Source organism: Geodermatophilus sp. SYSU D00758 (assembly GCF_054049955.1).
The window spans coordinates 14,876-40,939 of record NZ_JBJGYK010000037.1; the positions used below are offsets into that span (position 1 = coordinate 14,876).

Below are 26,064 nucleotides of genomic sequence, written 5' to 3' on the forward strand. Positions count from 1 at the left end.
TGGCGGCACGGTGGTCCGGGCCGCTCTCAGCGCTGCGCCACCGCGGCGGCCAGCAGGCCCGACGTGTTCGTCGCGAGGTGGAGCAGGACGGGGGCGAGCAGGCTGCCGCTGCGGACCCGCAGCCAGGCGAACACCAGGCCCGCGCCGACCGTGACCAGGCAGCCGAGGACGACGAGCAGGACCCGCGCGGGCGTGCCGTCGGCCAGGTCGTTGGCCGCCACCGCGCCCGCGGTGGGGCGGACGTGCCAGACGCCGAAGACCAGCGCCGAGACCGCGACCGCGGCGCGCGGGGGCAGCAGGCGCGCCAGCACGGCGAGCAGCACCCCGCGGAAGGCGACCTCCTCCCACAGGACGGTCCCGAGCGGGATCCGGACGAGCACGTCGTGGGCCAGCTCGACGGCGCCGGCCCCGGCGACCCGCGCGTCGGCGAACAGCGGCCGGGTCGCCGGGACCGCCAGGCCGACCGCGCAGCCCGCGACGACCACCGCGGCGCACGCCCCGCCCCAGCGCAGCCCCGCGCCGGCCCGCCGCGGGTCCAGGCCCAGCTCCGCCCAGGACAGACCGGCCACGCGCGCCGCGCCGAGCAGCACGGCCGTGGCGGTCACGTTCGCGGTCACGTAGGCCCCGCCGGGCAGCCGGGGGACGACGAGGTTGTTCCAGGCGCCCAGGAACAGCACGAGCGGGACGGCCAGCGCCAGTGCCCGGCGCCGGCCGGCCGGGCGAGCATGCACGGGTGGAGTCTCCCCCGGAGCCGCGCCGGCCCACCCCGGCGGCCGTGGCCGTCGCCTGCGTCGCCGTGGGAGCCGCGGTGGTCGTGGCCGCGGGAGTCGGGCTCTCCGGCGAGCTGTCCCCCGGCGCGCTCGTGGCCGTGGGGACCGCCGGCGGTGCCGTGGCGGTCGCGGCGATGGCCCGGCGGTCGGGTGCGGCCGCGCGCCCGGTGGGCCGCCGCGGCCTGCCCTGGGCGGTGTGGGCGGCCGCGGCCCTGGGCTGGGAGCTCGTCACGCTCCTGCACGACGGCCTGCCGACGGCCAGCGACCTGGCCGACCCGGTCCTGGCCCACCCGGTCGCCCGCGGCGCGGCCACGCTGTGCTGGCTGGCCGCCGGCGCCTGGCTGCTCACCCGCCCGCGCTCCCGGTCGCACCCGTCGTGAGCGGCACCGTGGTGAGCGCCGCCGGTTTCGGGGTGCTGCTCGTCGCCGCGCTCGTCCTCGAGGTGCGGGCCCACCGGGGGCGGTCCCACGAGGTCCGGGGTCCGGTCCGCGCCGCCGAGGCCGTGGCGGCGGCGCTGCGCACCACCCCCGGGCGGGCCCTCGTCCTGCTCACCTGGCTGTGGCTCGGCGTCCACTTCCTGGCCCGCTGAGACGGCGGGCCGGCGCCCGGGCGCTCAGCGGCGGAAGATCAGCCGGATCGTGGTCCCGGCCGGCCCCGAGTCGACCGCCGCGTCGTCGGCGAGGCTCCACGCCAGCCACATCCCGCGGGACGAGCGCGGCTCGTCGGCGGGCGGGACGTAGCCGAGGGTCTCGTCCGGCAGCCCCGGTCCGGCGTCGGCGACCTGCACGACGAGGGTGCCCGCCTCGGTCCAGCAGGACACCTCCGCGAACGCCGCCACGCGCAGCGCGTTCACCACCAGCTCGTGGACGGCCGGGACGACGTCCCCCAGGCGGGCCGGCCACCAGTCGACGACGGCCGCAGCCACCACGCGGCGGGCCTCCCGCGGCGTGGTCACCGGCACGACGGCGGCCGAGGCCGGCCGCTCCCCCATGTCCGGCTGGGCCGACCGGAGGAAGCGCCGCGGGTCGTCGTAGGCCGGCGCCGGCACCGGGGCGGTGCCGCCCCAGGTCAGCGGGTGGGTGCGCTCGACCGCGTCCAGGACGGGGGCGGGGAGCAGCTGCCGGTCGTGCAGGCACAGGCTGTAGTACGGCATCGTCGTGAAGCAGCGGTTGGCCACCGATTCGAAGCGGCTCCACGCCCGGCCGTCGTCGCGGGCCAGCCACACCGGCTCCGCGGCCAGCCGCCAGTGCGGCACGGTGGCGCGCAGGGCGCGGAGGTCCCGGGCGTAGGCGTGCAGCGTGCGGTGCCCGCCCTGCCACCAGCTCTCCGCCGCGGCCACCCGGGCCAGCCGGCAGACGTCCGCGCCGAGCGCCTCGGCCAGCACGGTCCGCACCCGCTCACCGGCCACCAGGAGCACCGGCTCACCGCGGGAGAACCCCTCGAGGACGAACGGGACCACGCGGTCGGCCAGCTCCCGGTCGGTGCGGAAGGCGAAGGCCTCGTGGGCCAGCCCCCCACCGTCCCAGTCCCCCGTCGGTCGGACCTCGGTCATGCCGACTCCACCGGAACCCCCCCGTCGAACAGCTCCAGGCACCGCCGGACCTGCCGCCGGGCCCCGACCAGCCGCAGCCGGATCCCCGCGTCGGCGAGCCGCCGGCCGGCCGTGGCCAGCCCCCGGGCACCGGCGACGTCGAGGAAGTCCAGGTCGGCCAGGTCGAGGACGACCTCGCGCCCGGGCTCCTCGCGCGGGTGCCGCTCGCCGGGAGCGGCCCCGGCCACGTCGACCAGGGCGCGGACCAGGTCGTCGGCCTGGGTGACGTCGACCTCGCCGTGCAGGGAGAGCCGGGGGCCACGACCGGAGAGGTGCACCAGCGGTTCCCGGCCGCCGAGGTGCCCGCCGGGGTGCAGCACCGCCAGCGGGCCGAGCACGTCCTGGCCCAGTGCGGCGTCGTACAGGCAGAGCGCGGTCATCGGGACGACGTCCATGAGCTCGTCGGCGAGCCGCTCGTAGCGGTGCCACCGGCGGCGCGCGGCGGCACCGCCCCCGGCCAGGTCCGTGGCGTCCGCGGCCACCCGCAACCCCGTGCGCCCGCGGGCCAGGGCCCGCTCCGCCTCCCGGCGGTACACCTCGACCTGGGCGGCGGGGTCCGGCCCGCGGGCGGCCTCGTACGCCTCGTCCGTCGTCCGCACCAGCAGCCGGCCGTCGGCCAGCAGGGCCTCCCGCTCCGGCAGGGTCGACACGACGTCGTCCAGCACCGGTCGCGAGGAGCCCACCAGGAGCAGCTGCTCGCCGAGCCGCCGCCCCTCGTCGAGGTACGGGAGCACCGCAGCCGCGAGCCCCGCGGCACCGCTGAACGTCCAGCAGACGTGGTCGCCGGGCCGCAGGTCCGTGGGGGCGTCGAGCCGCCGCCGCGGGGGCGTCACCCCTCCGACGCTACCCCGCACCCCGCCCGCGCGGCAGGGGCGGGGCGTCGGCCGGCGTCCCGGAGCGCCGGCGGGCCGTGCCCGGGGAGGAGCCCGATGCCGATCGGCCGGGCCGGCAGCACGGGGTACGGCCGCAGCACCCGCAGCACCCGCGCGGTGCCGGCGTCCTCGCCGGAGAGCACCCGGGCGAGGACGCCGGCTCTGCACCTGCCGCTGCAGCAGCTGCGTCACCGCGGTGGGCAGCAGCCGCCGGCGGTGCACCCGGGCCGGCCGCCGGGGGCCACCCGGCGCTCGCGCAGCGGTCCGGCCAGCAGCCGGGCCGCCGCGGCGGCGTCCTGCACGGCCGGGTTGGTCCCGACCCCGCCGATCGGCGACATCGCGTGCGCGCCCTCGCGATGTAGGCCGACGGCCTCGGCGCCGCATCCGCGGGGAGAAGTGCGGGAGGCGCCGCGCGGAGTCGGCGAGGACGTCCAGGAGGTCCCACTGCGGCACCGGCGCGAGGAAGTGGTACCGGCCGAAGTCGGCCGGCACGGAGGTGCCGTCGTGGGTGGTGACGCCGGTGCGGCATCCCCGCCGGCCCGCCGCCGACGACGCAGCAGTCCACGTCCGGGAGCGATCCCGCGGTGGGCCGGCCATGCCCGTCATCGTCCCGCCCGTCGTCCCTGCGCGGTGCGGTCGGCGCGCCACGGCGACGGCGGGGCGACGACCGGACGGCGCGACGGGCCCGCGAGACGGATCCGGTCAGGCGGGCTGCAGCCGGCCGCTCGTGATGGCCGTGGGAGCCTCGTCGACCCCCCAGTCGCGCATCGTCAGGCCGTCGATGTGGGGGTGCGTGGCGAGCCCGGCAGCGAGGTCGCCGGCGAGGAACGCCCGGTAGCTCTCCTCGTCCTGCCACAGGTACACGCCCCCGAGCCGCCCGTCGGGCGTCGTCAGCCAGATCTTGCCGACCAGGCCGGGCACCGCGGCGAACGCAGGCGCGAGCTGCTCGACGCACACGCGGTCCCACTCCTCGCGGTCGACGCCGGTGAGCCGGTATTCGAACAGGGAGACGTGCATCGGTCCTCCTCCGGGCCGCGACGGGACACCGTCACGGTGGACCGGCGCCTCGGGGCCGGGAAGAGACCAACGGCACCGCACCGGGCGGGTCGCCGTCGCTCGTCCGGGTGGTCCGCCCCGTCCGGCCCCCGCTCCCGCTCGTCGTCCCCGGCGGCGGTCCGTAGCGTCCCGGCCCCGGATCCGCACTGCTCGGGGAGGCAGCCCGCATGAGGTCCACGACAGCTGGGCCGGCCCGCGCCGGCGGCACGGGTACCGGCGCGCGCGACGAGGGGGCGTCGGCGGACCTCCTCGTCGCGGAGGAGCGCCCGAACCCCTCCGGGGACCTGCGCGAGGTGCTCGACCTCGGCCCGGTGTTCCGCCGGACGGTCGCCGGCTACGACCGGTTCCAGGTCGACAACTACGTCCGGTGGGCCGAGGAGGAGCTGGCCGGGCTGCGGCGCGAGCACGACGACCTCCTGGACCGCTACGCCCGCCTGCGCGCCGACCTCGACGAGGCCCGCGGCCTGCTGCGCCACTCGCCCGGCGGGCAGGAGTCCGTGCGGGTCTCCACCCGGATCGGGTCGATGCTCGCCGCGGCGGCCGACCAGGCCGACGCGCTGCGCGCCGAGGCGGAGGCCGACCGCGCCGCCGCCCGGGCGCACGCGGAGCGGACGGCGGCCGCGGCCGCCGCCGAGGCCGACCGGCGGATCACGGCGGCCACCGCCGGGGCCGGCCGGGTGCTCGCCGCGGCCACCGCCGGGGCCGGTCGCCTCGCCGCGGCGGCCCGGCGGCTGCTCACCGAGGCCGACCGGGCCGCGCGCGAGGCCCGGGACGAGGCCGCCGCCCGGCTGGAGGAGGCCCGGGCGGTGCGGCGGTGCGCGACCGAGGAGGCCGCCCGGCTGCGGCAGGAGGCCGCCGCCGACGCGGCCCTGACCCGGGCGCTGGCGCGCGAGGAGGTCGTCCGCATGCTGACCGCGGCCCGGGACGCGCGGCAGCGGGCCGACGAGGAGGCGGCCGCGGTGCGGGACCGCCTCGACGGGGAGGCACGGGCCCGCCGCACCGGCCGGCACGCGAGGGGGGAGGCGCTCGGGCAGCGGCGCGCCGGGGAGGCCGGCGGCGGCTGAGCCGACCCGGCCGGCCCCGCCGGGTCGGCAGGCCCTGGACACCGGGTGGCGCGGGGTCCACGCTCGTGCCGTCCCCGGCGGTGCGAGGAGGGACGCCCGTGGTCGGCAACGGCCTGGTCGTGGTCATGGGGGCGACGGGACGGCAGGGCGGCGCCGTCACCCGTGCGCTGCTCGCGGGCGGCTGGCCGGTGCGGGCGGTGAGCCGGCGGCCGGACCGGCGCGCGGCCCGGGCGCTGGCGGCGGCCGGCGCAGAGGTCGTGGCCGCCGACATGGAGGACCCCGCCTCCCTGGACCGGGCCCTCTCCGGCGCCTACGGCGTCTACAGCGTGCAGAACCCCATGACCTGCGGCCTGGAGGGCGAGGTCCGGCAGGGGTGCAAGGTCGGGGACGCCGCCGCCCGGGCCGGCGTCCGGCACCTCGTCCAGGGGTCGGCGGGCACCGGGCAGCGAGGCACCGGCGTCGGATCCTTCGAGTCCAAGATCGACATCGAGGCCCACCTCGCCGGGCTCGGGCTGCCGGTGACCGTGCTGCGCCCGACGGCCTTCATGGAGCTCATGACCGACCGGGCGTTCTCCCCGGCCGCCGGCGCGTGGCACGTGTGGCCGACGCTGGCCGGGTGGGACGTCCGCGTCCCGTGGCTGTCATGCCCCGACCTCGGCCGGGTCGCCGCCTGCGTCCTCGCCGACCCGCGGCGGTTCGTCGGCCGGGCGCTCCACCTGGCTTCGGACGTGCGCTCGCTCGCGGAGTGCCGGGAGATCCACACCCGCGTCCTCGGCCGCCCTCCGCGGCGGTTCCCGGTGCCCGTCCCGCTCTTCGAGCGGTTCGCGCCGGACGTCGCCGCCCTCTGGCGCTGGACCCGGACCGCCGCCCTGGACGTCGACCCGCGGGCCACGCTCGCCCTCGTCCCCGACGCCGCCACCGTCGAGGACTGGCTGCGCCGGCAGGCCGGGCGTTCGCGCCGGCGTCGGGCTCGGAAGGGAGGCCGGTAGCGTCCGGCGGGTGACCGAGGCCACCCTGCGGCGCGATGCCACCCGGCGGCGGCTCGACGCCCTCACCTTCGGGCTGTTCACGGTGGCCCTGGGCACCAACATCCCCACCCCGCTGCTGCTGGTCTACCGCCGCACCCTCGGGCTGTCCGACGCCGACCTGACCGCGGTCTTCGGCTGCTACGCCGTCGGGCTCATCGCGGCGCTCACCGTCTCCGGGGCGGCCTCGGACCGCTTCGGCCGGCGGGCCCTGGTGCTGCCGTTCGCCGTCGTCGCCGGCCTGGTCTCGCTGCTGTTCCTCCCCGCCGTCGACCACCTGCCCCTGCTCTACCTGGGCCGGCTGCTGCAGGGCGTCGTCTCCGGCGTGGTGTTCTCCGTGGCGAACGCCTGGCTGCAGGAGCTGGCCGGCCCGGACGGCCAGCGGGCGGCGGCCACCCGCGGCGCGGTGTCGACGTCCCTGGGCTTCGCCGTCGCCCCGGCGATGAGCGGGGTGCTCGCCCAGTACGGCCCCGCGCCGACGACCCTGCCCTACCTCGTGCACGTGGCCGTGCTGCTCGTCGGGCTCGGGGCGCTGCTGACCGTGCCCGAGACGGTGCAGGTGCGGCGGCGCGGCCGGCTGATGGCGCTCGGCCTGCCACCGGAGGCGCGGCGCCCGTTCTGGGCGGTGCTCGCCCCGACGGCCGTCGGGGTCTTCGCCTTCCCGGCGGTCGCGGCGACGCTGCTGCCGCTGCTGGTGGTCCCGGACGGCGTCGGGGTCGCCTACGCCGGCCTCATCGCCGGGCTGGCGCTCGCGGCCAGCGCGGTCGCCGCCCGGGTCGGCCGCCGGGCCGAGCGCGGCGCCGGGCCGCTCGGGATGGCCCTCGGCGCGGCCGGTCTCGCCCTCGGCGTCGCGGCGGTCGTGGCCACCTCCGAGCCGCTGCTGCTGCCGGCGTCGGCGCTCATGGGGGCCGGGGGCGGGCTCTGCCTGACCGCCGGGCTGACCCTCACCGCCCGGCTGGCACCGCCGCACACCCGGGGCGCGGTGAACAGCGCGTTCTACGCGTTCGCCTACACCGGCTTCGGGACCCCGCTGCTGCTGGCCTGGCTGGGCGGGCTCGTGGGCACCGTCCCGGCGCTGGCGGCGTTCGTCGCCGTCCCGGTCGCCCTCGCCGCGTGGCTCTGGCGGGAGGTCCGCCGGGTGGCGCGGGGCTGACCGCGGGGCGGGCCGCCGCACCGGACCGGGACTTCCGCACGATCGCGAACCGTGAGTAGGTTCTGTGACCTGGGTCACCCGATCGAGTGGAGGTTCTCCCATGACGACGACGACGGAACCGGGCACCGCGCCGCAGCAGGACTCCGAGGACGCCGGCGTCGAGCACGTCGACGTCCTCGTCGTCGGTGCCGGTGTCTCCGGCATCGACGCGGCCTACCACCTGCGCGAGCGGTTCCCCGACCGGTCCCTCGTCGTCCTCGAGGCCAAGGAAGCGCGCGGCGGCACCTGGTGGACGCACCGGTACCCCGGCGTGCGCTCCGACAGCGACCTGTTCACCTACGGGTACCGCTTCAAGCCCTGGCGCGGCCCGTCCATCGCGGCCGGCGGCGCGATCCTCGAGTACCTCGACGAGGTGGTCGAGGAGAACGACCTCGAGCGGTTCATCCGCTACCGGCAGAAGGTGACCGCGGCGAGCTGGTCGAGCGAGACCGAGCGCTGGACCGTGGAGGTCACCCGGCTCGACACCGGCGAGCAGCTGCGCATGACCACCGACTTCCTGTGGATGTGCCAGGGCTACTACAACCACGACGAGCCCTACACGCCCGAGTGGCCGGGCATGGCCGACTTCGCGGGGGTCGTCGTGCACCCGCAGGCCTGGCCGGAGGACCTCGACCACACCGGCAAGCGGGTCGTCGTCATCGGCTCCGGGGCGACCGCGGCCACGCTCGTCCCCGCCATGGCGGAGAAGGCCGAGCACGTCACGATGCTGCAGCGCTCGCCGTCGTACTGGCTCGCCCCGCCCACCACGGCCGAGCTGGCGGTGACCCTCCAGCAGCTCGACATCCCGGAGGAGTGGACGCACGAGATCCTGCGCCGCTCCTACATCGCGCAGTTCGGCGAGCTGGCCCGGCTCTCCCACGAGGCCCCCGAGGAGCTGCACACCTACCTCATGGAGTCCCTGCGCCCGCTGCTGCCCGAGGGCTTCGACGTCGAGAAGCACTTCACGCCGCGCTACCGGCCGTGGCAGCAGCGGATCGCGATCGTCCCGGACGGCGACCTGTTCGCCGCCCTCGGCGAGGGCCGGGCCTCGATCGTCACCGACACCATCGAGACCTTCACCGAGAAGGGCGTCCGGGTCGGCTCGGGCGAGGAGATCCTCGCCGACATCGTGGTCACCGCCACCGGCTTCAACCTCTCCGCGTTCGGCGACGTCTCCTTCACCGTGGACGGCGAGCCGGTCTCCTTCCCGGAGCGGGTCACCTGGCGCGGCGTCATGATCAGCGGCGTCCCGAACATGGCCTACACGTTCGGCTACTTCCGGCACAGCTGGACGCTGCGCGCCGACCTGGTCTGCGACCACGTCGTCCGGCTCCTGGAGCACATGCGGGAGAAGGGCGCCACCGTCGTCGTCCCGACGCTGCGGCCGGAGGACGCCGACATGGAGATCCGGCCCTGGTCGGACCCGGAGAACTTCAACGCCGGGTACGTGCTGCGCTCGCAGCACGTGCTGTTCAAGCAGGGCGACCGGGAGCCGTGGACCCACATGCTCGAGTACGAGCAGGAGCGGGAGGCCCTCCCGGAGGCCGACCTCGAGGACGGCTCGCTGGTCTACCGCTGAGCCCGGCCGGCGCGGCGTTGCGGCGGCCCCGGTCGCGGGGTGGGATGACGCATGACCCGCGGGCAGTCAGCGGCGGTCCGGCACCGCCACGGCGGGGCGAGCGACGCGGACTCCCCGCACCGGCTCACGCTCCGCGAGTGGGGGCGCGTGCTGCGGCGCGTCGGGGGGCACGTGGTGAGCGACCGCCTCATGGTGCAGAGCGCGGCGGTCGCGTTCTTCGCCGTCCTGTCGGTCGCCCCGGTGCTCGTGACCGCGCTGTCGGTCTACGGCGCGGTGAACACCCCGGAGCGGGCGCTGCAGCAGCTCTCCCGCGTGGCCGACGTGCTGCCCACCGACCTCGAGTCGATCGTGGCCGACCAGCTGACCACGATCACCGCCGCGTCGACGCAGGTGCTGACCTGGCGCGGGGTGACCGGGCTGGTGGTGGCGCTGTGGACGGCGACGACCGCAATGACCTACCTCGTCGACGGGCTGACGCTGGCCTACCACGAGACCGAGTCGCGGGGGCTGCTGCGCCGCAGCGGCCTGGCCCTGGTGTTCGTGCTCGCCGGGGCCGTCGCCCTCGGCGGCCTGATCGCCGGGGGCAGTGCGCTGTCGCAGGCCCTCCCCGACGCCCCCGGCGCGCTCCGGGGGGTGGTGGCGGCGGGGTCGTGGGCGGTGCTCGCCGTGCTGATGGCCGGTGTGCTCGCCGTCCTGTACCGGTACGCGCCCGACCGCCGCCAGGCCCGCTGGCGGTGGATCACCCCGGGCTCGGCCGCCGCGACGCTGCTCTGGCTCACCACGACGTTCGCCTTCTTCAGCTACGTGCAGAACCTGGGCAGCTACCAGTCGACGTACGGGTCCCTGGCCGGCGTGGCGATCAGCATGTTCTGGCTGTGGGTCACCGTCTTCCTGGTGATCGTCGGCGCGGCCGTCAACGCGGAGGCCGAGCGCCAGACCGCCCGCGACTCGACCGTCGGGCCCGAACGGCCCCTGGGCGAGCGCGGGGCCGTCGTGGCCGACAGCACGCCGCCCTACCCCGGCAAGGGCGACCGCTGACGCCGCTCAGCCGTGGTGGGCCGCGCGGTGCCGGGCGAGCACGTCGAGGCCGAAGTCGGCGTCGGGGTCGCGCCACACCGAGTGGGCGTGGTTGGCCCCGCGCTGGGTGTTGTCCCACTCGACCAGCAGCCGGGGCCCCTGCAGCCGGTAGTAGTGCGGCTGCCCCGGGTCGGTGGACCCGGCCCAGGCGACGTGGACGGCGTCGAGCGCGGCGTCGTCGTCGTAGCGGGCCGCCGGGGACAGCTCGGCGGGCACCCGGTCGAGGTAGGTGCCGAGCAGCGCGCGCAGCAGGCCCCGCTGCTCACCGTCGAGCTCGGCGGCCGGCACGCCCTTCGGGGCGGCGGTGTACTCGACCGCCGCGTGGTCGGGGTCCTGGTAGGCCGCGGCCTCGTCGATGGCGTCGCTGAGGGCCTGCAGCGCGGCCTGCTCCGCGGGGTCGGGGAACCGCTCGTCCCGCCAGATGCCGGCCAGCGGGATCACCCGGTCGCCCGGCGTGACCGTCGTCCGGTTGGCGGTGACCAGGTCCGACGGCGCACGGGGCAGCAGCACCGCCCGGGCGGCGAGCCCGGGGGGCAGCGACCGGACGAGGTCGCGGGCGAGGTCCTCGACGCGGCCCAGCGGCCGGTTGACCGCGCCGCCGAGCAGCGGTGAGGACGCGGGGTCGGCCCCGAGGAAGCACGGGGTGCTGGCCACGACCGCGCCGTCGACGACCAGGTTGTTCAGCGAGACGTGGTGGCCGCCGAACCGCCAGCCCCACGGCGCCCGCCCGCCGGGCTCGCCGAAGACCCGCAGGTAGTACAGGCCCGGGTCGCGCCCCCGCTCGCGGTCGAAGCGGGTGGTGAAGCCCTCCACGTGGTCGAGCACGTTCTCCAGGCCCACGATCGTCGCCACCGTGACGTAGGCGGGGGTGGACAGCCCGGTCGCCACCAGCCGCAGCGCCGCCCGCTGCTGGGCCGGCCGCTGCTCGTGCACGGTGAGCCCGCCGTGGTCGGTGGGGGTGTAGAACCACCGCCGCCGCTCGGCGTCCGAGGCGTCGTCGGCGGGCGCGGCCCCGGTGGCGACCCGCCGCTGCGCGGGATCGAGGCCGTCCAGCCAGGCTCCGGCCGCCTCGGCCATCCGCCGGGCCACCTCGCGCGCGGGTGCGCTGTCGCCGGTCGGAGCGCCGTCCCCGCTCGGTGCGCTGTCCCCGGTCGCCGCCATGCCGCCATGGTGGTGCACGGTCCGGCCCGCCGCCTGCCCACGAGTGGCCGTCGGCGCCCCGGGGTCCGTACCGTCCCCTCACCCGGCCGGCCGGACCGGCCGGCCCCGTCCCCGGAGGTGCCCGCGTGCCCACCCCCACCGACGACCGGCGCGACCTGCTCACCGTCATCGCCTCCATGCGCGCCGCCCCGGGCAGGCGCGAGGAGCTGCGCGCTGCCCTCGAGGCGCTGGTCGAGCCGACCAGCCGGGAGGAGGGCTACGTCAACTACGACCTGCACCAGGGCATCGAGGACCCCGACGCGTTCTTCTTCTACGAGAACTGGGAATCCGGCGAGCACCTCGACGCCCACCTCGCCGCGCCGCACCTCACCGAGTTCGCCGCCCGCATCCCGGAGCTGCTCGACGAGCAGGGCCTGTCGGTCCACCGGGTGCGCCGGCTCGCCTGACGGGCCCGGCCGGCCGGTCCGGCGTCCCGGGCGCCGCGCCCGGGACGCCGGTCACAGGCCCAGGGCGCCGGAGGCGGGGTCGGCCCACCGGCTGGAGGCGTCGTAGGAGCGGACCACGAGCGACCGCCAGCGGCCGGTCCGGCTGATCTCCTTCTCCGGCACCCCCTGGGCGTAGGCCGTCGTGGCGAAGCCCCGGCGCAGCGAGTGCGGGGACAGGCCCTCGGTGGGGACGCCGGCGCGCACGGCGGCCCGCCCGAGCACCAGGGCGACGCTCCGGGTGCTCAGCGCGGTGGTCCCCAGCCGGGGCGCGCGCCCCTTGCCCACCGAGCGGAACAGCGGCCCCGAGGTGACGCCCTGACCGGCCAGGGTGTCGAGCCAGGCGCGCGCGGCGCGGACCGGGCAGGTGACCTCGCGGACGCCCTCGGCGAGGGCGAGGGTCTCCCCCGCGCCGTCCTGGTCGGTCTTGGAGAAGCGGACCAGGACGTCCAGCCCGCCGTGCCCGGCCGGGATGAGGTCCTCGACGTGCAGCCGGCACAGGTCGGAGGCGCGCAGGCCGAGGGCGAACCCGAGCAGGACGAGGCAGCGGTCGCGCCGGCCGGCGAGGGTGTCGGGGAGGTCCTCGACCAGCGCCCGGACGGTCGCGGTGTCCAGCGCGCGCGCCCGCCGGGGCCGGTGGCCGGCGCGCACCGCGCTGCGGCGGATACCGGCGAGGGTCCGGCGGACCCCCTCGCTGTCCCCGGGGGCCGGGTGCCCGGCGGTGCGGTGGGCGTCGTTGAGCGCCGACAGGCGGCGGGCGACGTAGCTCGGGCTGCGCCCGTCGTCGGCCATCGCGGCCAGCCAGGCGGCGACGACCAGCGGGTCGGCGGGCAGCGCGCTCGGGAGCGACCGCGCGCGGCACCAGGCCGCCCAGGCCCGCAGGTCGCGGGCGTAGGCGTCCCGGGTGGCGGCGGCCTGCGCCGCGGCGACGTACGACCCGACCGCGGTCAGGTCACCGGGCAGCAGCAGCCCGCCGGTCCCGGGCACGGCCGCGGCGGCGGCGGCGGCGGCGACCGGTGCTCCTCCCGGGTCGGCTCCGGGAGTGCTCGTTCCCGTCGTCTCCACCGGGTCTCCCTCCCGTCGCCCGATCGCTTCCGAGAATAAGTGCTTCTCGGAGGTGATCGCCCGCGCGCCACGTCCGTCGCCATGGATGCATGGGCGGTCCTCCGCCCATGCATCTACGGTCGACGCGTGACCACCCCCACCGCGCAGGACGCGGAGCGGTGCGCGTTCCCCGGGTGCACCGAGCCGCCCCGGCCCCGCACCCCCGGGCGCAGCGGCCCCTCCCCCCGGTTCTGCGCCCGCCCGGACCACAACCCCGAGACCGCGCGCCGGGCCCGCGCGCGGATCGGCGGGCAGCAGGGCGGTGGACCGGCCGCGGGCGCCGGCGGACCGGCCGCGGACCTGCCCCCGGAGGGCCGGGTGCGGGAGCTGGTGGCCCGCTGGGCGGTGGCGGCCCGGGAGGCCGCCGCGGCGGCCGAGGCCCAGGCCGCCCTGCTCGCCGCCGCGACCGAGGCCCTGGAGGGCTACCGGGACGAGACCACCGTGGAGGCACGGCTGGCCCAGGCCCGGTCCGACGTGGACGCCGCGCACGCCGGGCGGCTGCGCGCCGAGGAGCAGGCCCGGCTGGCCGAGCAGCGCCGCGCGGAGGCCGAGGCGGCCCGGCAGGGCGCCGAGCACGACGCCGCGGCCGCGCGGTCGGCCGCCGAGCAGCGGATCGCCGAGGCCGGGGCGGAGGCCGAGCGCGCCGTGCGGCGCGCGGAGGAGGCCCGGTCGGCGGCCGACGCCGCACGGGACGGGGCACTGGCCGAGCGGGACCGGGCCGGCGAGGAACGCGACGCCGCGCTGCGGGACGCCGCGGACGCCGAGCTGCGCCGCCAGGCGGCCGACCGGGACACCGCGGACGCGCGGCGGGCGGAGCGGCAGGCCCGCGCCGAGGCGGCCCGGGAGCACGACGCCCTCGTCGAGGCCCGCGCCCGGTGGGGCGTCACCGAGCGCGCGCTCGCCGGCACCGCCCAGGCCGTGACGCGGGAGCGCGACGAGGCCCGCGCCGCCGCCGAGGCGGCGGCCGAGCGGGCCCGCACCGCCGAGCGCGAGCGGGACGAGGCCCGCCGCGCCGAGCGGGACGCCGCCGCCCGGGCCACGGCCGCCGACTCCCGGGCGGCGGCGGCCGACGCCCGCGCGGCCGACGCCGAGGCGCGCCGCGAGGAGGCGGTCACGGCGGCGGCGCGCGCCGCGCAGCGCGCCGAGGACGCCGACCGCCGGGCCGCCGAGGCCGAGACCCGGGCGGGCGAGGCCGACGCCCGCGCGGGCCGCGCCGGCGAGCGGGTGGGCGCGCTCGCCGCCGAGGTGGAGGGCCTGCGCGCGCGGCTGCGCGGCTGACCGGCCGCGGCGGGCGGTCAGCTCCCGGCCGCCACCGTACGGCGGGCGAGCCGGTCGACGCGGGCGTGGGTGCGCTCCAGCAGGTCGTGCGCGGCGTCGGGTGTCGGGGCGATCGCGGTCAGGCCGAAGCGGCCGTCGATCGCCAGCCCCGAGAGCATGTGCAGGACGACGCCGGCGCGCGTGCGCCGGTCGAACGCCAGCCCGGCGCCGGTGACCGCGTCGACCACCCCCCGCGGCGGCAGCCCCGTCCAGGCCGGATCGACCAGGTTGTCGGTCGAGCAGTAGCAGCGGACCGCGCCGTCCTCGGCGGTCCAGCAGCCCCGGTCGACGTCGTAGCGGCCCGGCACGAGGTTGCGCAGCACCGCGTAGGGGTGCGTCGTCCCGCCCTTGCGCAGGTTGATCTCCAGGGCGCGCAGCTGCGGGCCGTCCGGGCCGCGGGTGGCGACGAAGTCCACCCCGTACCGGCCGCGGGCGCCGCGGCGGGCCAGCGCCTCCCCGGCCCGCTGCCCGTACCGCCCCAGCTCCGCGGCGTAGGCCGGCTCGGCCGGGAACCGGCACCCCAGGTACACCTGCCCGCTGCTGCCGCCGAGCACCTGCTCGTGGGTGGCCAGCACGGTCACGCTCCCGTCCGGGGAGATGTCGCCCTGCACGCTGGGGCTGGTGAACCGCTCGCCGGTGACGTACTCCTCCACGACGCCGCCGAGGGTCAGCGCGGTGAGGAACCACCCGGGCAGCCGGCGGGCGGCGTCGCGCAGCGCCCCCGCGCTCCCGGTCAGGCCCTCGCGGCGCAGCACCACGTTGCCGTCGCCGGCGCCGCTGTCGTCGAGCTTGACCACCACCCCGGCGGCGTCCGGCCGCTGCCCCAGCACGTGGTCCACGGCCCGGTCGACGTCCTCGACCGTGCGCACGTCCTCGCACCCGGCCGGCACGGGCACACCGCTGCCGGCCAGCAACCGGCGCCCGGCGCTCTTGAACCCCAGCGGCCACAGCTCCGGCGCGGTCCCGTTGACCGGCACGTCGAGCCGCCGGGCGACCGCCACCTCGTCGGCGGTGACGTTCCACGGCTCGATGAACGCCGGCCGCCCGCCGATGTGCGCGCGCAGCTCGTCGAGCAGGTCGGGCCGGTCGAGCAGCTTGGCCGCGACCGAGCGGTCCGACGCGTCGGGGACGACGAGCACCCGCAGCCGCCGGCGCACCGAGGCCCGGTCGGCCGGGGGGACCAGCGCCAGGTAGTGGTCGACCATCGCCTCCGGCGGCGGGGCGGAGCTGACGAACACCAGCTCGCAGCCCGGGATGCGCGGCAGCACGAACAGCGCGACCAGGTACCGGTGCTCCAGGGCGGGGATCCGGTCGACGTAGTGCGACAGCAGTGACTCCCCGAGGCTGAACGAGGGCAGCGCCACCAGAACGTGCGGCACCGCGGAGCCCGGCTCGTCCACCGCGCAGGCGAGGTCGAGCCGCTCCTGGAGCTCGGTGAAGTCCCGCATGACCACCACGTCCGGCGCCGCTGTCGCTGCCCGCGCATCATCCCGCCCCGGCGGCGCGCGGACCAGCCCCGACCGGCCCCCGCGCCCCCGTCAGGCCCGCCCGACCGTGATCGGGAAGTCCACCCAGCGGAACGGGTTGGGCAGGCCGACCTCGGCGGCACGGGCCGGGTCGTCGACGCGGGCGAAGTCCCGGACCAGACCGGCCCGGACGCCGAAGACGGCGTCGGAGTCCAGGTAGGGGCTGTCGGAGACGAAGACGTGCGTGGTCAGCGTCCGGATCCCCGGGCCGGTGACCTCGACGTGCAGGTGCGCGGGGCGGTTGGGGTGCCGGCCGGTGGCCGCCAGGAGCCGGCCCACCGGGCCGTCGTCGGGGATGGGGTACCAGCGCGGGACGATGGTGCGGAAGCGGAACCGGCCCTCGGCGTCGGTGGGAAAGGCCCCGCGCAGGTTGTCCCGCGGCACCTCGCCGGGGCGCTGCACGTCGTAGAAGCCGTCGGCGTCGGCCTGCCAGACGTCGACGGTGGCACCGGCCACCGGCCGCCCCCCGGTGTCGAGCACCCGGCCGGTGACCAGGCACGGTTCGCCGTCCCCGGCCTCGACGATGCTGTCGCCCGGCTCCCGCGCGGGCGAGGCGACCACGTGGAAGGGTCCCTCGACGGTCGACTCGGTCACCCCCTCACCGGCGGGGTGGGCGAGCGCGTCGACGAGCATCGAGACCCCGAGGACGTCGGAGAGCAGGATGAACTCCTGCCGGGTGTCGTCGCACGTCTGCCCGGTCTCGGTGAGGAACCGGATGCCCCGCGCCCACTCCTCGGGGGTCAGCCCGACGTCCTTGACGAAGGCGTGCAGGTGGCCGACGAGCGAGGTGAGCACCTCGCGCAGCCGCGGGTCCGTGGTGCGCGCGAAGCTGGCGGCGACGATCTCGGCCGAGCGCCCCTCCTCGAACTGGGCCTGCGGGCCGGCGGGTCCGGTCACGGTGGTCTCGCTCCCTCGTCGGGCCGGGCGGACCGCCGGCGCCGCCGGAGGGCCGCACCGGGGTGGGCGGTGGAGCCGATTCCACCGCGCCTCGCCCTCGGAGGCCAGGGGCCGGACCCGGAGGAGGCCGCGTTCAGCTCTCGGTCGGGACCCAGCTGCCGTGGAAACCGAGGGGGACCCGCGCCGGGAGGTGGACGCGGGCGACGGGCGCGCCGGCGAGGTCCTGGGCGGCGAGGACGACGAGGTCCGTGGCGCCGCGGTCGGGGTCGTGGACGAAGGCCAGCACGTACCCGTCGTCCTCGTCCGCGTCGGGCGCGGCCGGGACGAACACGGCCTCGCCGACGGCCGCGTCCCGACCGAACCGGTGCGCCTCGACCGTGCCCGTTCGCAGATCGTGCTTGAGCAGCGCGGAGGCGAACGCGTCGTCGCCGAAGCCGCCGTCCGGCCGCACGGTGCCCGGGTCGACCTGCCCGAGGGCCGCGCTGTAGGCGTAGCGGTGCGGCCTCGAGACGACCCGCTCGTCCACGCGGGGGAACTCCTGGGGGCGCCCGTCGAGCGGCTGCCGGCCGGCCGTGCCGGTGCGCGGGTCGAGCGTCCAGCGGTCGAGCGTGAGCGGTCCCCGCCCGGCCAGGCCGGACATGTCGTAGGAGCCGGCGTACCGGCAGGCGTCGAGCACGACCCGGTCACCGTCGTCGTAGGCGTTGACGGTGTGGAAGACCCAGCAGGGGTCCACCTCGAACCACCGGACGTCCCCGCCGTCCCCGTCCCGGGGGAGCAGGCCGATCCGGGCCTCGTGCGCCGGGTTCCAGGTGTAGGGCAGCGACGAGCCCGCCGCCGCGGCGTCCATGCTGAAGGTGACCGGCAGGTCCAGCAGCACCACACAGCGCTCGGTGAGCGCGAAGTCGTGCATCATCGGCCCGTCCGGGACGGGGACGTCGGTGGTCCGGCGGACCCGCCCGTCGGGGCCGACGACGACGTGCTGCACGTGGTCCCAGCCCCAGAAGTAGGCGACCGCGTGCAGGTCCCCCGTCCGCCGGTCGAGCTTGGTGTGCGCGGCGTACCCCCCGGGCAGCGTGCCGTCGAAGTCGCAGGGGCCGACCGTGTCGAGCTCGTCGGTGAGCTCGTAGGGCAGCGCCCCCGCCTCGACGGTGGCCAGGGTCCGCCCGGCGTGCCCGATCACGTGCGTGTTGGCGGCGAAGTCCATGCCGGCGTGCACCGGTCCCCCCGGCCACCGCTCCCCCAGCGCCGCGGCCACCTCGCGCGAGCGGACCCAGCGGTTGCGGTACCACTCGGCGCGGCCGTCGCGCAGCCGCACACCGTGCACCATCCCGGGGCCGAGGAACCAGTGCTCGACCGGCTCGTCGAGGCCGAGCGGGTTGGGGCCGTTGCGCAGGTAGCGTCCGTCCAGGCCGGCCGGCAGGGTGCCGGTGACCGGCAGGTCGAAGGCCGTGACCTCCTCGGTGACCGGGGCGTACGGCCCCTGGAGGAACCAGTCGCGGTCCGCCGCGGGCCGGGTGGCCGCCGGCTCGGCGGGCACGGGCCGGGCGGGCGGCGGGGCGGACGTCGGCTCGGCGGACATCGGGGCCTCCCGGCGGCTGTGCGGCCTGGGCGTCGTCGCTGCGCCCCTGCCATCGTGCTCGCCGCCGTCCCGGACCGGAACCCCGGCGGGACCTCCGACCCTGGCCGTCCGCCGTGCCGGCGACGCGACGATCGGGACGTCTGCGACGAGGCGGGGGGGTGGGCCGGTGGTCCTCGAGCTGGAGATCCTGCCGGCGGTGACCGGCCGCCGGGCCGTCGTGGCGTGGCTGCTGGCCGCCTTCCTGGTCACCTTCCTGGTGACGCGCTTCGTCACGCGGGCGATCCGGACCGGCCGCGGGCCGTTCCGCGACACCAGCGTCGGCGGCGTGCACGTGCACCACGAGGTCTACGGGATCTTCCTGCTCCTGGGCACCGGCATGCTGGAGTTCACCTACCGGCCGGACCCGCCGTGGCTGTACGTCCTGGCCGTGCTCTTCGGCACCGGGGCCGCCCTGACCCTCGACGAGTTCGCCCTGTGGCTGCACCTCGACGACGTCTACTGGGCGCAGGAGGGCCGCAGCTCCGTCGACGCCGTCCTCGTGGCACTCGTCGTGGGCGGGCTGCTGCTGGTCGGCGCCAACCCGTTCGACCTCGACCGCGGGGAGGGCGAGCTGGCCCTGGCGCTGACCCTGGCGGGCAACCTCGCGTTCGCGGTCGTCGCGATCCTCAAGGGCCGGACCGTGCTCGGCGTGGTGGGGGTGTTCGTCCCGCTGGTCGCGGCCGTCGCCGCCGTCCGGCTGGCCCGGCCGGCGTCCCCGTGGGCGCGGCGCTGGTACCCCGAGGGGTCACGGCGCCGGCGGCGGTCGGCCGCGCGCTTCCCCCCGGGGCGCCGCACCCGCTGGGACGCGCTGGTGGACCTGTTCGCCGTCGTCCCGCCCGCCCCCGGGGTCGGCGCGGTACCGGCTCACCGGGACCCCCCGTCGCGCGACGACAGCACGGTGTAGCACCGGCCCCGGCGGCGGGACGGTGCTCTCAGCGGGCGGCCGCCGGCACCCGGGGCGCGGTCCGGGCCGCCGCGCGTGCCAGCGCCAGGGTCGTGACGGCCATCACCGCGGCCAGCCCGCCGACCAGCACCCACTCCGTGCCGCCGGCCCGGAGGTGCTCGCCGAGGACCACGACGCCGAGCGCGACCGCGACCACCGGCTCCCCGACGGTCATCGCCGGCAGCGAGGCCTCGAGGGCGCCGGCCTGGTAGGCCGACTGCTGCACGAACGTCCCGCCGACCAGGGCGAGGACCAGCAGGTAGGTCTCCCAGCTGGCCAGCAGCGCGGGGACGCCGTCGTCGAGGAGGCTCACCACGCCCTTGGTGAGCGCCGCGGCCAGGCCCGCGACCACCCCGCTGGCCACGGCGAGCAGCAGCGCCCGCGCCGGTCCGCGGCGGACGGCGGCCCCGAGCAGGCACGCGCCGGCCAGCAGGCCCAGGACGACGAGCCCCGGCGTCCACTCCCGCACACCCGCGCGGGCGGCGCCGGCGGTGGGCTCGCCGGTCACGACGAAGGCCGCCAGCGCGAGGGCGAGCACCGCGGCCCACGCCCGGTCCGAGCGGTGCAGCCGCCGGCCCGACCAGCGGGCGCTCAGCGGCAGCGCGAACAGCACCGTCGTGACCAGCAGCGGCTGCACGAGCAGCAGCGAGCCCAGGCCCAGCGCCGCCGCCTGGGCCGCGTACCCGGCCGTGTCGCTGAGCGTGCCCGCCCACCACAGCGGGCGCCGGACGAGGCACAGGAGCAGCGCGGGGCCGCGGGCCCGCTCGTCGGGGACGCCGGCCGCCGAGCGCTGCTGGACCGCCGAGGCCACCGCGAACAGCAGGGCCGCGAGCAGCGCCAGCGCGGCCGCGAGCCCGGTCACCCGCCCGGCTACCCGGCGGTGCCGACCGGCACGTCCAGGCGCACCTCGCCGGCGGTCGCGAAGACGAACGTGACCGGGACGGTGTCCGTCGTCCCGATGGCCGAGGTGACCCCCTCCAGCCGCATCCGCTCCGGGCCGGTCGTCGCGTCCACCTGGCCGTCGGCCGGCAGCGGGATCCCGCCGGTGGCCGGGTCGCCGTTCTCGTCCAGCAGCTGCACCGACTGCGCCGCCGGGGTGGTGACGCTGGTGAGCGTGTCCGGGGACTCGCCCTCGTTGGTCAGCGCGGCCCGCAGCGGGACCGCAGCGCCGGCCGCCACGTCCGAGCCGGAGTCGAGGTACACGTCGTCGAGGTCGACCTGCCCCACCGAGCCGTCGACCCCGGGGGTGTCGGGGACCTCCTGGGTGGTCTCGGCGTCCTGGCCGGCGTCGCAGCCGGCGAGCACGACCGCGGCGGCGAGCCCGGCCGCACCGACGCGGGCCGGCCACGGGGTCCCGGTGCCGGGGCCGTCCGGCACCACCTGCCTGCGGGGCACGGGACCTCCCGGCGGCTCGGAGGGGGGAACCGGCCCTGGCCCGCTCCCGGGGAGCTCGGCGGACAGTCTGCCGCCGGTGCGGCCTCCCCGACAGGGGTCCCGCCGCGGGAGGGAGCGTCCTAACCTCCCCGGATGGGGTCGGACCGCGGGCTCGACAGGCTCGTCACCTTCATGGACGCCGTCGTGGCCATCGCGATCACCCTGCTGGTCCTCCCGCTGGTCGACGTCCTGCCGCAGGAGGCGGCGGGCGTCGGGCTCGGTGCCCTGCTGGCCGAGGAGGCCGCCCGCTTCGGGGCCTTCGCCCTCAGCTTCGTCGTGATCGCCCGGCTCTGGCTGGCCCACCACCGGCACGTGGAGCGGGTGGGCGCCTACGACCGGGCCTTCCTCGCGGTGAACCTCGGGTGGACGCTGACCGTCGTCCTGCTGCCCTTCACCACCCAGGTGGTGGCGGTCTACGGCCCCGAGCGGGGGGCCGTGGCCCTGTACATCGGCACCCTGGCCCTGAGCTCGGCCTTCCTGACCGCGTCCAGCGTGCTGGTGTGGCGCCGCCCCGGCCTGCGGCGCGCGGGCACCGCACCCGAGGAGCTGCGGCCCGCCCCCGCGCTGGTCACCACCGGCTGGCTGCTGATCGCCCTGCTCGTGGGGGTGCTCGTCCCCGACGTCAACTACTTCGCGCTGTTCCTCCTGTTCCTGAGCGGACCGGTGATCCGGCTCGCGATGCGCCGCCCGGTCCGGGTGCCGGCCTGACCGGGCGGCCCGGCCCTCCGGTCAGACCAGACCGAGGGCGTGCACCGCCTCGGCGACCTGGAGGAAGCCGGCCACGTTGGCGCCGAGCACCAGGTCGCCGGGCGAGCCGTACTCGTCGGCGGTCTCGAAGCAGCGGGTGTGGATGTCGCGCATGATCTCCTCGAGCCGGTGCTCGGTGTGCTCGAAGGTCCACCGGTCGCGCGAGGCGTTCTGCTGCATCTCCAGCGCCGAGGTGGCGACCCCCCCGGCGTTGGCCGCCTTGCCGGGCGCGAAGCGGGTCCCGGCCTCCCGGAAGATCCCCACGGCCCCCGGGGTGGAGGGCATGTTGGCGCCCTCGACGACGTACCGGCAGCCGTTGCGGACCAGCGTCGCGGCGGCGTCCCGGTCGAGCTCGTTCTGCGTGGCGCTCGGGACGGCGACGTCGCAGGGGACGTCCCAGATGCTGCCGCCCGGCACGAAGGACGCCGACGGGACCCGCTCGGCGTACACGTCGATCCGCGCCCGCTGCACCTCCTTGACCTCCTTGAGGACCTCGAGGTCGATGCCCTTCTCGTCGACGACGTAGCCGCTGGAGTCCGAGCAGGCGACCACCGTGCCGCCGAGCTGGTGGATCTTCTCGATGCCGTAGACGGCGACGTTGCCCGAGCCCGACACGACCGCCCGCCGGCCGTCGAAGGACTCCCCCGCCGCCGCCATCATCGCCGCGGCGAAGAACGCCGCGCCGTAGCCGGTGGCCTCGGTGCGCACCAGCGCGCCACCCCAGCCCAGGCCCTTGCCGGTGATCACCCCGGACTCGTAGCGGTTGGTGATCCGCTTGTACTGGCCGAACAGGTAGCCGATCTCCCGCGCACCGACGCCGATGTCACCGGCCGGGACGTCGGTGTACTCGCCGAGGTGCCGGTACAGCTCGGTCATGAAGGACTGGCAGAAGCGCATGATCTCGGTGTCCGACCGGCCCTTGGGGTCGAAGTCCGACCCGCCCTTGCCGCCGCCGATCGGCATCCCGGTGAGCGCGTTCTTGAAGACCTGCTCGAAGCCGAGGAACTTGACGATGCCCAGGTTCACCGACGGGTGGAAGCGCAGGCCCCCCTTGTAGGGGCCCAGCGCGGAGTTGAACTCCACCCGGAACCCGCGGTTGATGTGCACCTCGCCGCGGTCGTCCTGCCAGGGGACGCGGAAGATGATCTGCCGCTCGGGCTCGCAGATCCGCTCGACCGTCTTCAGCTCGGTGTACTCGCGGTGCCGGTTGAGGACGACGGCGAGCGACTCCAGCACCTCGTGGACGGCCTGGTGGAACTCGCGCTCGCCGGCGTTGCGCCGCAGCACGTCCTCGAAGATCCGCTCGACGACCGGCGGGAGGGCCGGGGTCGCGCTCGCGCTGGTGCTGGTCATGGTGGCGCTCCGTTCCTGTGCTCCCGGGCTTCCCTGCCCGGGCACCGCCGATCCCACCACGCGCGCCCGGGCCGCCCGGCGGCAGCCCCGCCGGCGCCGGGGTCGGGCGCAGGGGATCGGGGCAGGGACCGGCGGACCTCCGCCGCGGTCGCCGGCTGCGACCGCGCCGTCGCGGTCAGGGCGCCTCCTGCCCGTCCTGCTCGGCCAGCCGGTCGAGCAGCGGTCCGACCCGGTACCCCACCAGCCGCCGCATCACCAGGGCCGTCTCGGTCCGGTCCACCCCGGGCGTGGCCAGCACGCGGCCGGCGATGCGGTAGAGGTCGTCGGCGTCGGGCGCGACGACGCGGACCAGCAGGTCCCCCGGGCCGCTGAGGCCGAGGACCTCGACCACCTCGGGGATGCCGGCGAGCGCTGCGGCGACCTCGTCGAGCAGCTGCTGGCGGACGACGGTGGTGATGACCGCCTCCACCGGGTAGCCGAGCGCGGCGACGTCCACCCGGTGCTGGACGGGCAGCAGCCCCGCGCCGCCCTCCAGCCGGGCCAGCCGGGCCTGCACGGTGTTGCGGGAGAGGCCCAGCCGGTCGGCGAGCGCCAGCGCGCTGGCCCGGGGGTCGTCGTCCAGTGCCCGGATCAGCCGGGCGTCCGTGCGGTCGAGCCGTCGACCGTGCAGCCTGCCCACGCCGTCCCTCCTCCGTGCCGCCCGGGCTGCGCACGCTGCCCAGCCGGGTGGACGCCGATTGTGCGCCGCCGGGCTGCCGTGGTCCGCTCGCGGGCGTCCCCTCCGCCACCGCAGCCGGGAGCACCCGCCATGAGCCTCTCCGCCCACCCCGCACCGAGCCGCGCCGGCACCGACGCCGCGCTCCGGGAGGTCGAGGACCGGGTGCTCTGGCTCGCCACGGCGATCGTCGACCACGCCAACCGGGTCCGGCCCAACCCGACCGGCCTGAAGGTCGGCGGGCACCAGGCCTCCAGCGCCTCGATGGTCACGATCATGACCGCGCTGTGGCTCGAGCAGCTGCGCCCCGGGGACCGCGTGTCGGTCAAGCCGCACGCCTCCCCGGTGCTGCACGCGCTGGAGTACCTGCTCGGCCGGCTGGACCCGGCGTACCTGACCACGCTGCGGGAGTTCGGCGGGCTGCAGTCCTACCCCTCGCGGTCGAAGGACCCGGTGCCCGCCGACTACTCCACGGGCAGCGTCGGCATCGGCGCGACCGCGCCGATCTGGGGCGCGATCGCACGCCGGTACGTCAACACCCTGCTCGGCGCCGGCGGCACGGGGCGGCAGTGGTCCCTGGTCGGGGACGCCGAGCTGGACGAGGGCGCCGTGTGGGAGGCGGTGCTCGACCCGATGGTCGCCGAGCTCGGCGAGGTCAACTGGATCGTCGACTTCAACCGGCAGTCGCTGGACCGCGTCGTCCCCACCATGGGCACCACCCGGCTGCAGGGCATGTTCACCGCCGCCGGCTGGCAGGTGCTCACCGTCAAGTACGGCCGGCTGCTGGAGGAGCTGTTCACCCGGCCCGGCGGCGGTGCGCTGCGCGACCGCATCGACGCGATGAGCAACCCGGAGTACCAGCGGATGCTGCGGCGCACCGCCGAGGAGGTCCGCGCCCACCTGCCCGGGGAGGGCCCGGGGGCGGCGGAGATCGCGGGGCTGATCGCCGGCGTCCCCGACGACGAGCTGGTCGCCGCCATCCGCAACCTCGGCGGGCACGACCTGCACGCGCTGCGCGAGGCGTTCACGCGGATCGACGACACCCGGCCGACGGTGGTCATCGCCTACACCCTCAAGGGCTACGGCCTGGCGATCGAGGGCCACCCCCAGAACCACTCCGCGCTGCTCACCGAGGCGCAGCTGCACGAGCTGGCCGCCCGGCTGGGTGTCGACCCCGCCGACCCGTGGGCCGGCTTCCCGGCCGGCAGTGCCCCGGCGCGGCTGCTGGCCGACGCGGCGCGGCGGCTGGCGCGCCCGGCGCCGGACCTGCAGGCCGTCCCGGCGGTCCCCGCCGACCTGGGCCGCACGCCGTCGGGGACCGCGACGACGCAGGCCGCGCTCGGCCGCACCCTGCTGGACCTCAACCGCGCCGCGCCCGAGGTCGGCCACCGCGTCGTGACCGTCAGCCCCGACGTGTCGTCCTCGACCAACCTCGGCGGCTGGGTGAACAAGGTCGGCGTCTGGTCGCACGAGGCGCGCCGGGACTGGTTCGCCGACGACGCCGAGACGATCCTGCACTGGCGGGAGAAGCCGTCGGGCCAGCACATCGAGCTCGGCATCGCCGAGACCAACCTGGTCGGCGCGATCGGCGAGCTCGGCGCGACGTGGTCGCGGTGGGGGCAGCCGCTGCTGCCGATCGGCGTGCTCTACGACCCGTTCGTCGAGCGGGCGCTGGAGCCGTGGTCGTTCGGCATCTACGCCGGCGGGCAGTCGATCCTGGTCGGGACGCCGTCCGGGGTGACGCTGGCGCCCGAGGGCGGGGCGCACCAGTCGATCACCACCCCGTCGATCGGGCTGGAGCAGCCCGGCTGCGTCTCCTACGAGCCGGCGTTCGCCCTCGACACCGAGTGGTGCCTGCTCGCGGCGATGGCCCGGCTGGGCCGGCCGGGCGGGAGCTCGGCCTACCTGCGGCTGTCCACGCGGCCGGTCGACCAGTCGCTGGCCGCCGTCCCGGCCGACCCGGCCGCCCGGGAGCGGCGCCGCCGCCAGGTCGTCGCCGGCGCCTACCCGCTGCGCCGGGCCGGGACGCCGGTGGTCACGCTCCTCGCCATGGGTGCGGTCGTGCCGGAGACCCTGGCCGCGGCCGACCGGCTGTCGGGGCTCGGCGTCGAGGCCGACGTCGTCTGCGTCACCAGCCCCGGGCTGCTGTTCCGGGCGCTGCAGGCCCGCCGCGGCCTCGACGACGCGGCGACGTGGGTGCTCGACAGCGTCCTCCCCGCGTCCCGCGCCGTCCCGATGGTCACGGTGCTCGACGGGCACCCGCACACGCTGGCGTTCCTGGCCGGCGTGCACCGGGTGCCGGCGACCCACCTGGGGGTGACCACGTTCGGCCAGAGCGGCGACCTGACCAGCGTCTACCGGGCCCACGGCCTCGACACCGACACCGTCGTCGGGGTGGCGCTGGACCTGGTCGACTGACAGCGGCGGGGGGGGGGGGGGGGGGGGGGGGGGGGGGGGGGGGGGCGGGGGGGGGGGGGCGGCGCCCCGCCCGGCGCAAAACAACACAACGTGTTACATTTATAAGAGAGGGAGAGGACACGA

General features: G+C 77.4%; 26 protein-coding genes. 12 read left to right on the forward strand and 14 right to left on the reverse strand.

All coding sequences use genetic code 11. The features are described from left to right. Positions 1-26 precede the first annotated feature (26 nt). Positions 27-731, reverse strand: a complete 705-nt coding sequence (locus ACI8AC_RS20355) for a CPBP family intramembrane glutamic endopeptidase (RefSeq protein WP_456899654.1) — start codon at positions 729-731, stop codon at positions 27-29. Between the two features lie 2 nt (positions 732-733). Between ACI8AC_RS20355 and ACI8AC_RS20360 the strand changes: the two genes are divergently transcribed. Together ACI8AC_RS20360 and ACI8AC_RS20365 are read left to right on the forward strand one after the other, a co-directional pair. Continuing rightward, positions 734-1,150, forward strand: a complete 417-nt coding sequence (locus tag ACI8AC_RS20360; protein WP_456899655.1) for a hypothetical protein — start codon at positions 734-736, stop codon at positions 1,148-1,150. After that, on the forward strand, positions 1,147-1,359 hold the full coding sequence (locus ACI8AC_RS20365; protein ID WP_456899656.1) for a DUF6186 family protein: 213 nt from the start codon (positions 1,147-1,149) through the stop codon (positions 1,357-1,359). Before ACI8AC_RS20360 ends, ACI8AC_RS20365 begins: the two co-directional genes overlap by 4 nt. Before the next feature lie 24 nt (positions 1,360-1,383). On the opposite strand, the gene ACI8AC_RS20370 is transcribed toward ACI8AC_RS20365, so the two are convergent. The 4 genes from ACI8AC_RS20370 to ACI8AC_RS20385 form a co-directional block, all read right to left on the reverse strand. Further along, entirely contained in the window at positions 1,384-2,322 is a 939-nt protein-coding gene (locus tag ACI8AC_RS20370; protein ID WP_456899657.1) for an anti-sigma factor RsbA family regulatory protein, read from the reverse strand. Beyond that, complete coding sequence (locus ACI8AC_RS20375) at positions 2,319-3,194, reverse strand: MEDS domain-containing protein (RefSeq protein WP_456899658.1); 876 nt, start codon at positions 3,192-3,194, stop codon at positions 2,319-2,321. Before ACI8AC_RS20375 ends, ACI8AC_RS20370 begins: the two co-directional genes overlap by 4 nt. A gap of 227 nt (positions 3,195-3,421) precedes the next feature. Next, positions 3,422-3,571 (reverse strand): hypothetical protein, encoded by a 150-nt coding sequence (locus ACI8AC_RS20380; RefSeq protein ID WP_456899659.1) that lies wholly within the window; start codon positions 3,569-3,571, stop codon positions 3,422-3,424. Positions 3,572-3,935: 364 nt separating this feature from the next. Next, on the reverse strand, positions 3,936-4,250 hold the full coding sequence (locus ACI8AC_RS20385; protein ID WP_456899660.1) for a YdhR family protein: 315 nt from the start codon (positions 4,248-4,250) through the stop codon (positions 3,936-3,938). A gap of 206 nt (positions 4,251-4,456) precedes the next feature. On the opposite strand from ACI8AC_RS20385, the gene ACI8AC_RS20390 reads away from it, so the two are divergent. From ACI8AC_RS20390 to ACI8AC_RS20410, 5 genes are all read left to right on the forward strand, one after another. Next, the gene (locus ACI8AC_RS20390; RefSeq protein WP_456899661.1) at positions 4,457-5,353 is read left to right on the forward strand and encodes a hypothetical protein; all 897 of its coding nucleotides are present in this window, start codon (positions 4,457-4,459) and stop codon (positions 5,351-5,353) included. Between the two features lie 98 nt (positions 5,354-5,451). Beyond that, positions 5,452-6,342 carry an NmrA family NAD(P)-binding protein gene (locus ACI8AC_RS20395; RefSeq protein WP_456899662.1) on the forward strand — a complete coding sequence of 297 codons (891 nt, stop codon included), beginning with the start codon at positions 5,452-5,454 and terminating at the stop codon, positions 6,340-6,342. A 10-nt stretch (positions 6,343-6,352) separates the two neighbouring features. Next, a complete protein-coding gene (locus ACI8AC_RS20400; RefSeq protein WP_456899663.1) occupies positions 6,353-7,531 on the forward strand; it encodes an MFS transporter in 1,179 nt (392 codons plus the stop codon). A 100-nt stretch (positions 7,532-7,631) separates the two neighbouring features. Continuing rightward, entirely contained in the window at positions 7,632-9,149 is a 1,518-nt protein-coding gene (locus ACI8AC_RS20405; protein ID WP_456899664.1) for a flavin-containing monooxygenase, read from the forward strand. Positions 9,150-9,200: 51 nt separating this feature from the next. Continuing rightward, positions 9,201-10,187: a YihY/virulence factor BrkB family protein gene (locus ACI8AC_RS20410; protein ID WP_456899665.1), complete on the forward strand. Its 987-nt coding sequence runs from the start codon at positions 9,201-9,203 to the stop codon at positions 10,185-10,187. A gap of 6 nt (positions 10,188-10,193) precedes the next feature. On the opposite strand, the gene ACI8AC_RS20415 is transcribed toward ACI8AC_RS20410, so the two are convergent. Further along, positions 10,194-11,387: a DUF3500 domain-containing protein gene (locus ACI8AC_RS20415; protein WP_456899666.1), complete on the reverse strand. Its 1,194-nt coding sequence runs from the start codon at positions 11,385-11,387 to the stop codon at positions 10,194-10,196. 125 nt (positions 11,388-11,512) lie between these two features. On the opposite strand from ACI8AC_RS20415, the gene ACI8AC_RS20420 reads away from it, so the two are divergent. Then, complete coding sequence (locus tag ACI8AC_RS20420; RefSeq protein WP_456899667.1) at positions 11,513-11,833, forward strand: putative quinol monooxygenase; 321 nt, start codon at positions 11,513-11,515, stop codon at positions 11,831-11,833. Between the two features lie 51 nt (positions 11,834-11,884). On the opposite strand, the gene ACI8AC_RS20425 is transcribed toward ACI8AC_RS20420, so the two are convergent. Further along, complete coding sequence (locus tag ACI8AC_RS20425) at positions 11,885-12,934, reverse strand: site-specific integrase (protein WP_456899668.1); 1,050 nt, start codon at positions 12,932-12,934, stop codon at positions 11,885-11,887. Positions 12,935-13,060: 126 nt separating this feature from the next. Here ACI8AC_RS20425 and ACI8AC_RS20430 point away from each other — a divergent pair, with 126 nt between their 5' ends. Continuing rightward, a complete protein-coding gene (locus ACI8AC_RS20430) occupies positions 13,061-14,251 on the forward strand; it encodes a hypothetical protein (RefSeq protein WP_456899669.1) in 1,191 nt (396 codons plus the stop codon). A 17-nt stretch (positions 14,252-14,268) separates the two neighbouring features. On the opposite strand, the gene ACI8AC_RS20435 is transcribed toward ACI8AC_RS20430, so the two are convergent. The 3 genes from ACI8AC_RS20435 to ACI8AC_RS20445 all read right to left on the reverse strand — a co-directional run bounded on the left by ACI8AC_RS20435 (position 14,269) and on the right by ACI8AC_RS20445 (position 18,292). Then, positions 14,269-15,738, reverse strand: coding sequence for a peptide ligase PGM1-related protein (locus ACI8AC_RS20435; RefSeq protein WP_456899670.1), 1,470 nt, complete (start codon positions 15,736-15,738; stop codon positions 14,269-14,271). Positions 15,739-15,828: 90 nt separating this feature from the next. Beyond that, the gene (locus ACI8AC_RS20440) at positions 15,829-16,713 is read right to left on the reverse strand and encodes a dioxygenase family protein (RefSeq protein WP_456899671.1); all 885 of its coding nucleotides are present in this window, start codon (positions 16,711-16,713) and stop codon (positions 15,829-15,831) included. 133 nt (positions 16,714-16,846) lie between these two features. Continuing rightward, positions 16,847-18,292 (reverse strand): carotenoid oxygenase family protein, encoded by a 1,446-nt coding sequence (locus ACI8AC_RS20445; RefSeq protein WP_456899672.1) that lies wholly within the window; start codon positions 18,290-18,292, stop codon positions 16,847-16,849. A 166-nt stretch (positions 18,293-18,458) separates the two neighbouring features. Here ACI8AC_RS20445 and ACI8AC_RS20450 point away from each other — a divergent pair, with 166 nt between their 5' ends. Continuing rightward, positions 18,459-19,235: a hypothetical protein gene (locus ACI8AC_RS20450; RefSeq protein ID WP_456899673.1), complete on the forward strand. Its 777-nt coding sequence runs from the start codon at positions 18,459-18,461 to the stop codon at positions 19,233-19,235. 28 nt (positions 19,236-19,263) lie between these two features. Here ACI8AC_RS20450 and ACI8AC_RS20455 read toward each other — a convergent pair whose 3' ends face one another. Continuing rightward, the gene (locus ACI8AC_RS20455; protein ID WP_456899674.1) at positions 19,264-20,136 is read right to left on the reverse strand and encodes a DMT family transporter; all 873 of its coding nucleotides are present in this window, start codon (positions 20,134-20,136) and stop codon (positions 19,264-19,266) included. 8 nt (positions 20,137-20,144) lie between these two features. Further along, positions 20,145-20,669 (reverse strand): copper chaperone PCu(A)C, encoded by a 525-nt coding sequence (locus ACI8AC_RS20460; protein WP_456899675.1) that lies wholly within the window; start codon positions 20,667-20,669, stop codon positions 20,145-20,147. Positions 20,670-20,801: 132 nt separating this feature from the next. On the opposite strand from ACI8AC_RS20460, the gene ACI8AC_RS20465 reads away from it, so the two are divergent. Further along, positions 20,802-21,416 carry a TMEM175 family protein gene (locus ACI8AC_RS20465; protein ID WP_456899676.1) on the forward strand — a complete coding sequence of 205 codons (615 nt, stop codon included), beginning with the start codon at positions 20,802-20,804 and terminating at the stop codon, positions 21,414-21,416. A gap of 21 nt (positions 21,417-21,437) precedes the next feature. On the opposite strand, the gene gdhA is transcribed toward ACI8AC_RS20465, so the two are convergent. Beyond that, positions 21,438-22,808, reverse strand: a complete 1,371-nt coding sequence (gene gdhA, locus ACI8AC_RS20470; protein WP_456899677.1) for an NADP-specific glutamate dehydrogenase — start codon at positions 22,806-22,808, stop codon at positions 21,438-21,440. A gap of 175 nt (positions 22,809-22,983) precedes the next feature. After that, positions 22,984-23,487 carry an Lrp/AsnC family transcriptional regulator gene (locus ACI8AC_RS20475; protein ID WP_456899678.1) on the reverse strand — a complete coding sequence of 168 codons (504 nt, stop codon included), beginning with the start codon at positions 23,485-23,487 and terminating at the stop codon, positions 22,984-22,986. A 129-nt stretch (positions 23,488-23,616) separates the two neighbouring features. Between ACI8AC_RS20475 and ACI8AC_RS20480 the strand changes: the two genes are divergently transcribed. Further along, on the forward strand, positions 23,617-25,941 hold the full coding sequence (locus ACI8AC_RS20480) for a transketolase-like TK C-terminal-containing protein (RefSeq protein WP_456899679.1): 2,325 nt from the start codon (positions 23,617-23,619) through the stop codon (positions 25,939-25,941). Positions 25,942-26,064 lie beyond the last annotated feature (123 nt).

Excerpts from the sequence above, each read along its gene's own strand:
- ACI8AC_RS20370 (WP_456899657.1), bottom strand. The coding sequence starts at position 2,322 with ATGACCGAGGTCCGACCGACGGGGGACTGGGACGGTGGGGGGCTGGCC.
- gdhA (WP_456899677.1), bottom strand. The coding sequence starts at position 22,808 with ATGACCAGCACCAGCGCGAGCGCGACCCCGGCCCTCCCGCCGGTCGTC.
- ACI8AC_RS20390 (WP_456899661.1), top strand. The coding sequence starts at position 4,457 with ATGAGGTCCACGACAGCTGGGCCGGCCCGCGCCGGCGGCACGGGTACC.
- ACI8AC_RS20380 (WP_456899659.1), bottom strand. The coding sequence starts at position 3,571 with ATGTCGCCGATCGGCGGGGTCGGGACCAACCCGGCCGTGCAGGACGCC.
- ACI8AC_RS20405 (WP_456899664.1), top strand. The coding sequence starts at position 7,632 with ATGACGACGACGACGGAACCGGGCACCGCGCCGCAGCAGGACTCCGAG.
- ACI8AC_RS20445 (WP_456899672.1), bottom strand. The coding sequence starts at position 18,292 with ATGTCCGCCGAGCCGACGTCCGCCCCGCCGCCCGCCCGGCCCGTGCCC.
- ACI8AC_RS20435 (WP_456899670.1), bottom strand. The coding sequence starts at position 15,738 with ATGCGGGACTTCACCGAGCTCCAGGAGCGGCTCGACCTCGCCTGCGCG.
- ACI8AC_RS20385 (WP_456899660.1), bottom strand. The coding sequence starts at position 4,250 with ATGCACGTCTCCCTGTTCGAATACCGGCTCACCGGCGTCGACCGCGAG.
- ACI8AC_RS20415 (WP_456899666.1), bottom strand. The coding sequence starts at position 11,387 with ATGGCGGCGACCGGGGACAGCGCACCGAGCGGGGACGGCGCTCCGACC.
- ACI8AC_RS20410 (WP_456899665.1), top strand. The coding sequence starts at position 9,201 with ATGACCCGCGGGCAGTCAGCGGCGGTCCGGCACCGCCACGGCGGGGCG.
- ACI8AC_RS20480 (WP_456899679.1), top strand. The coding sequence starts at position 23,617 with ATGAGCCTCTCCGCCCACCCCGCACCGAGCCGCGCCGGCACCGACGCC.
- ACI8AC_RS20465 (WP_456899676.1), top strand. The coding sequence starts at position 20,802 with ATGGGGTCGGACCGCGGGCTCGACAGGCTCGTCACCTTCATGGACGCC.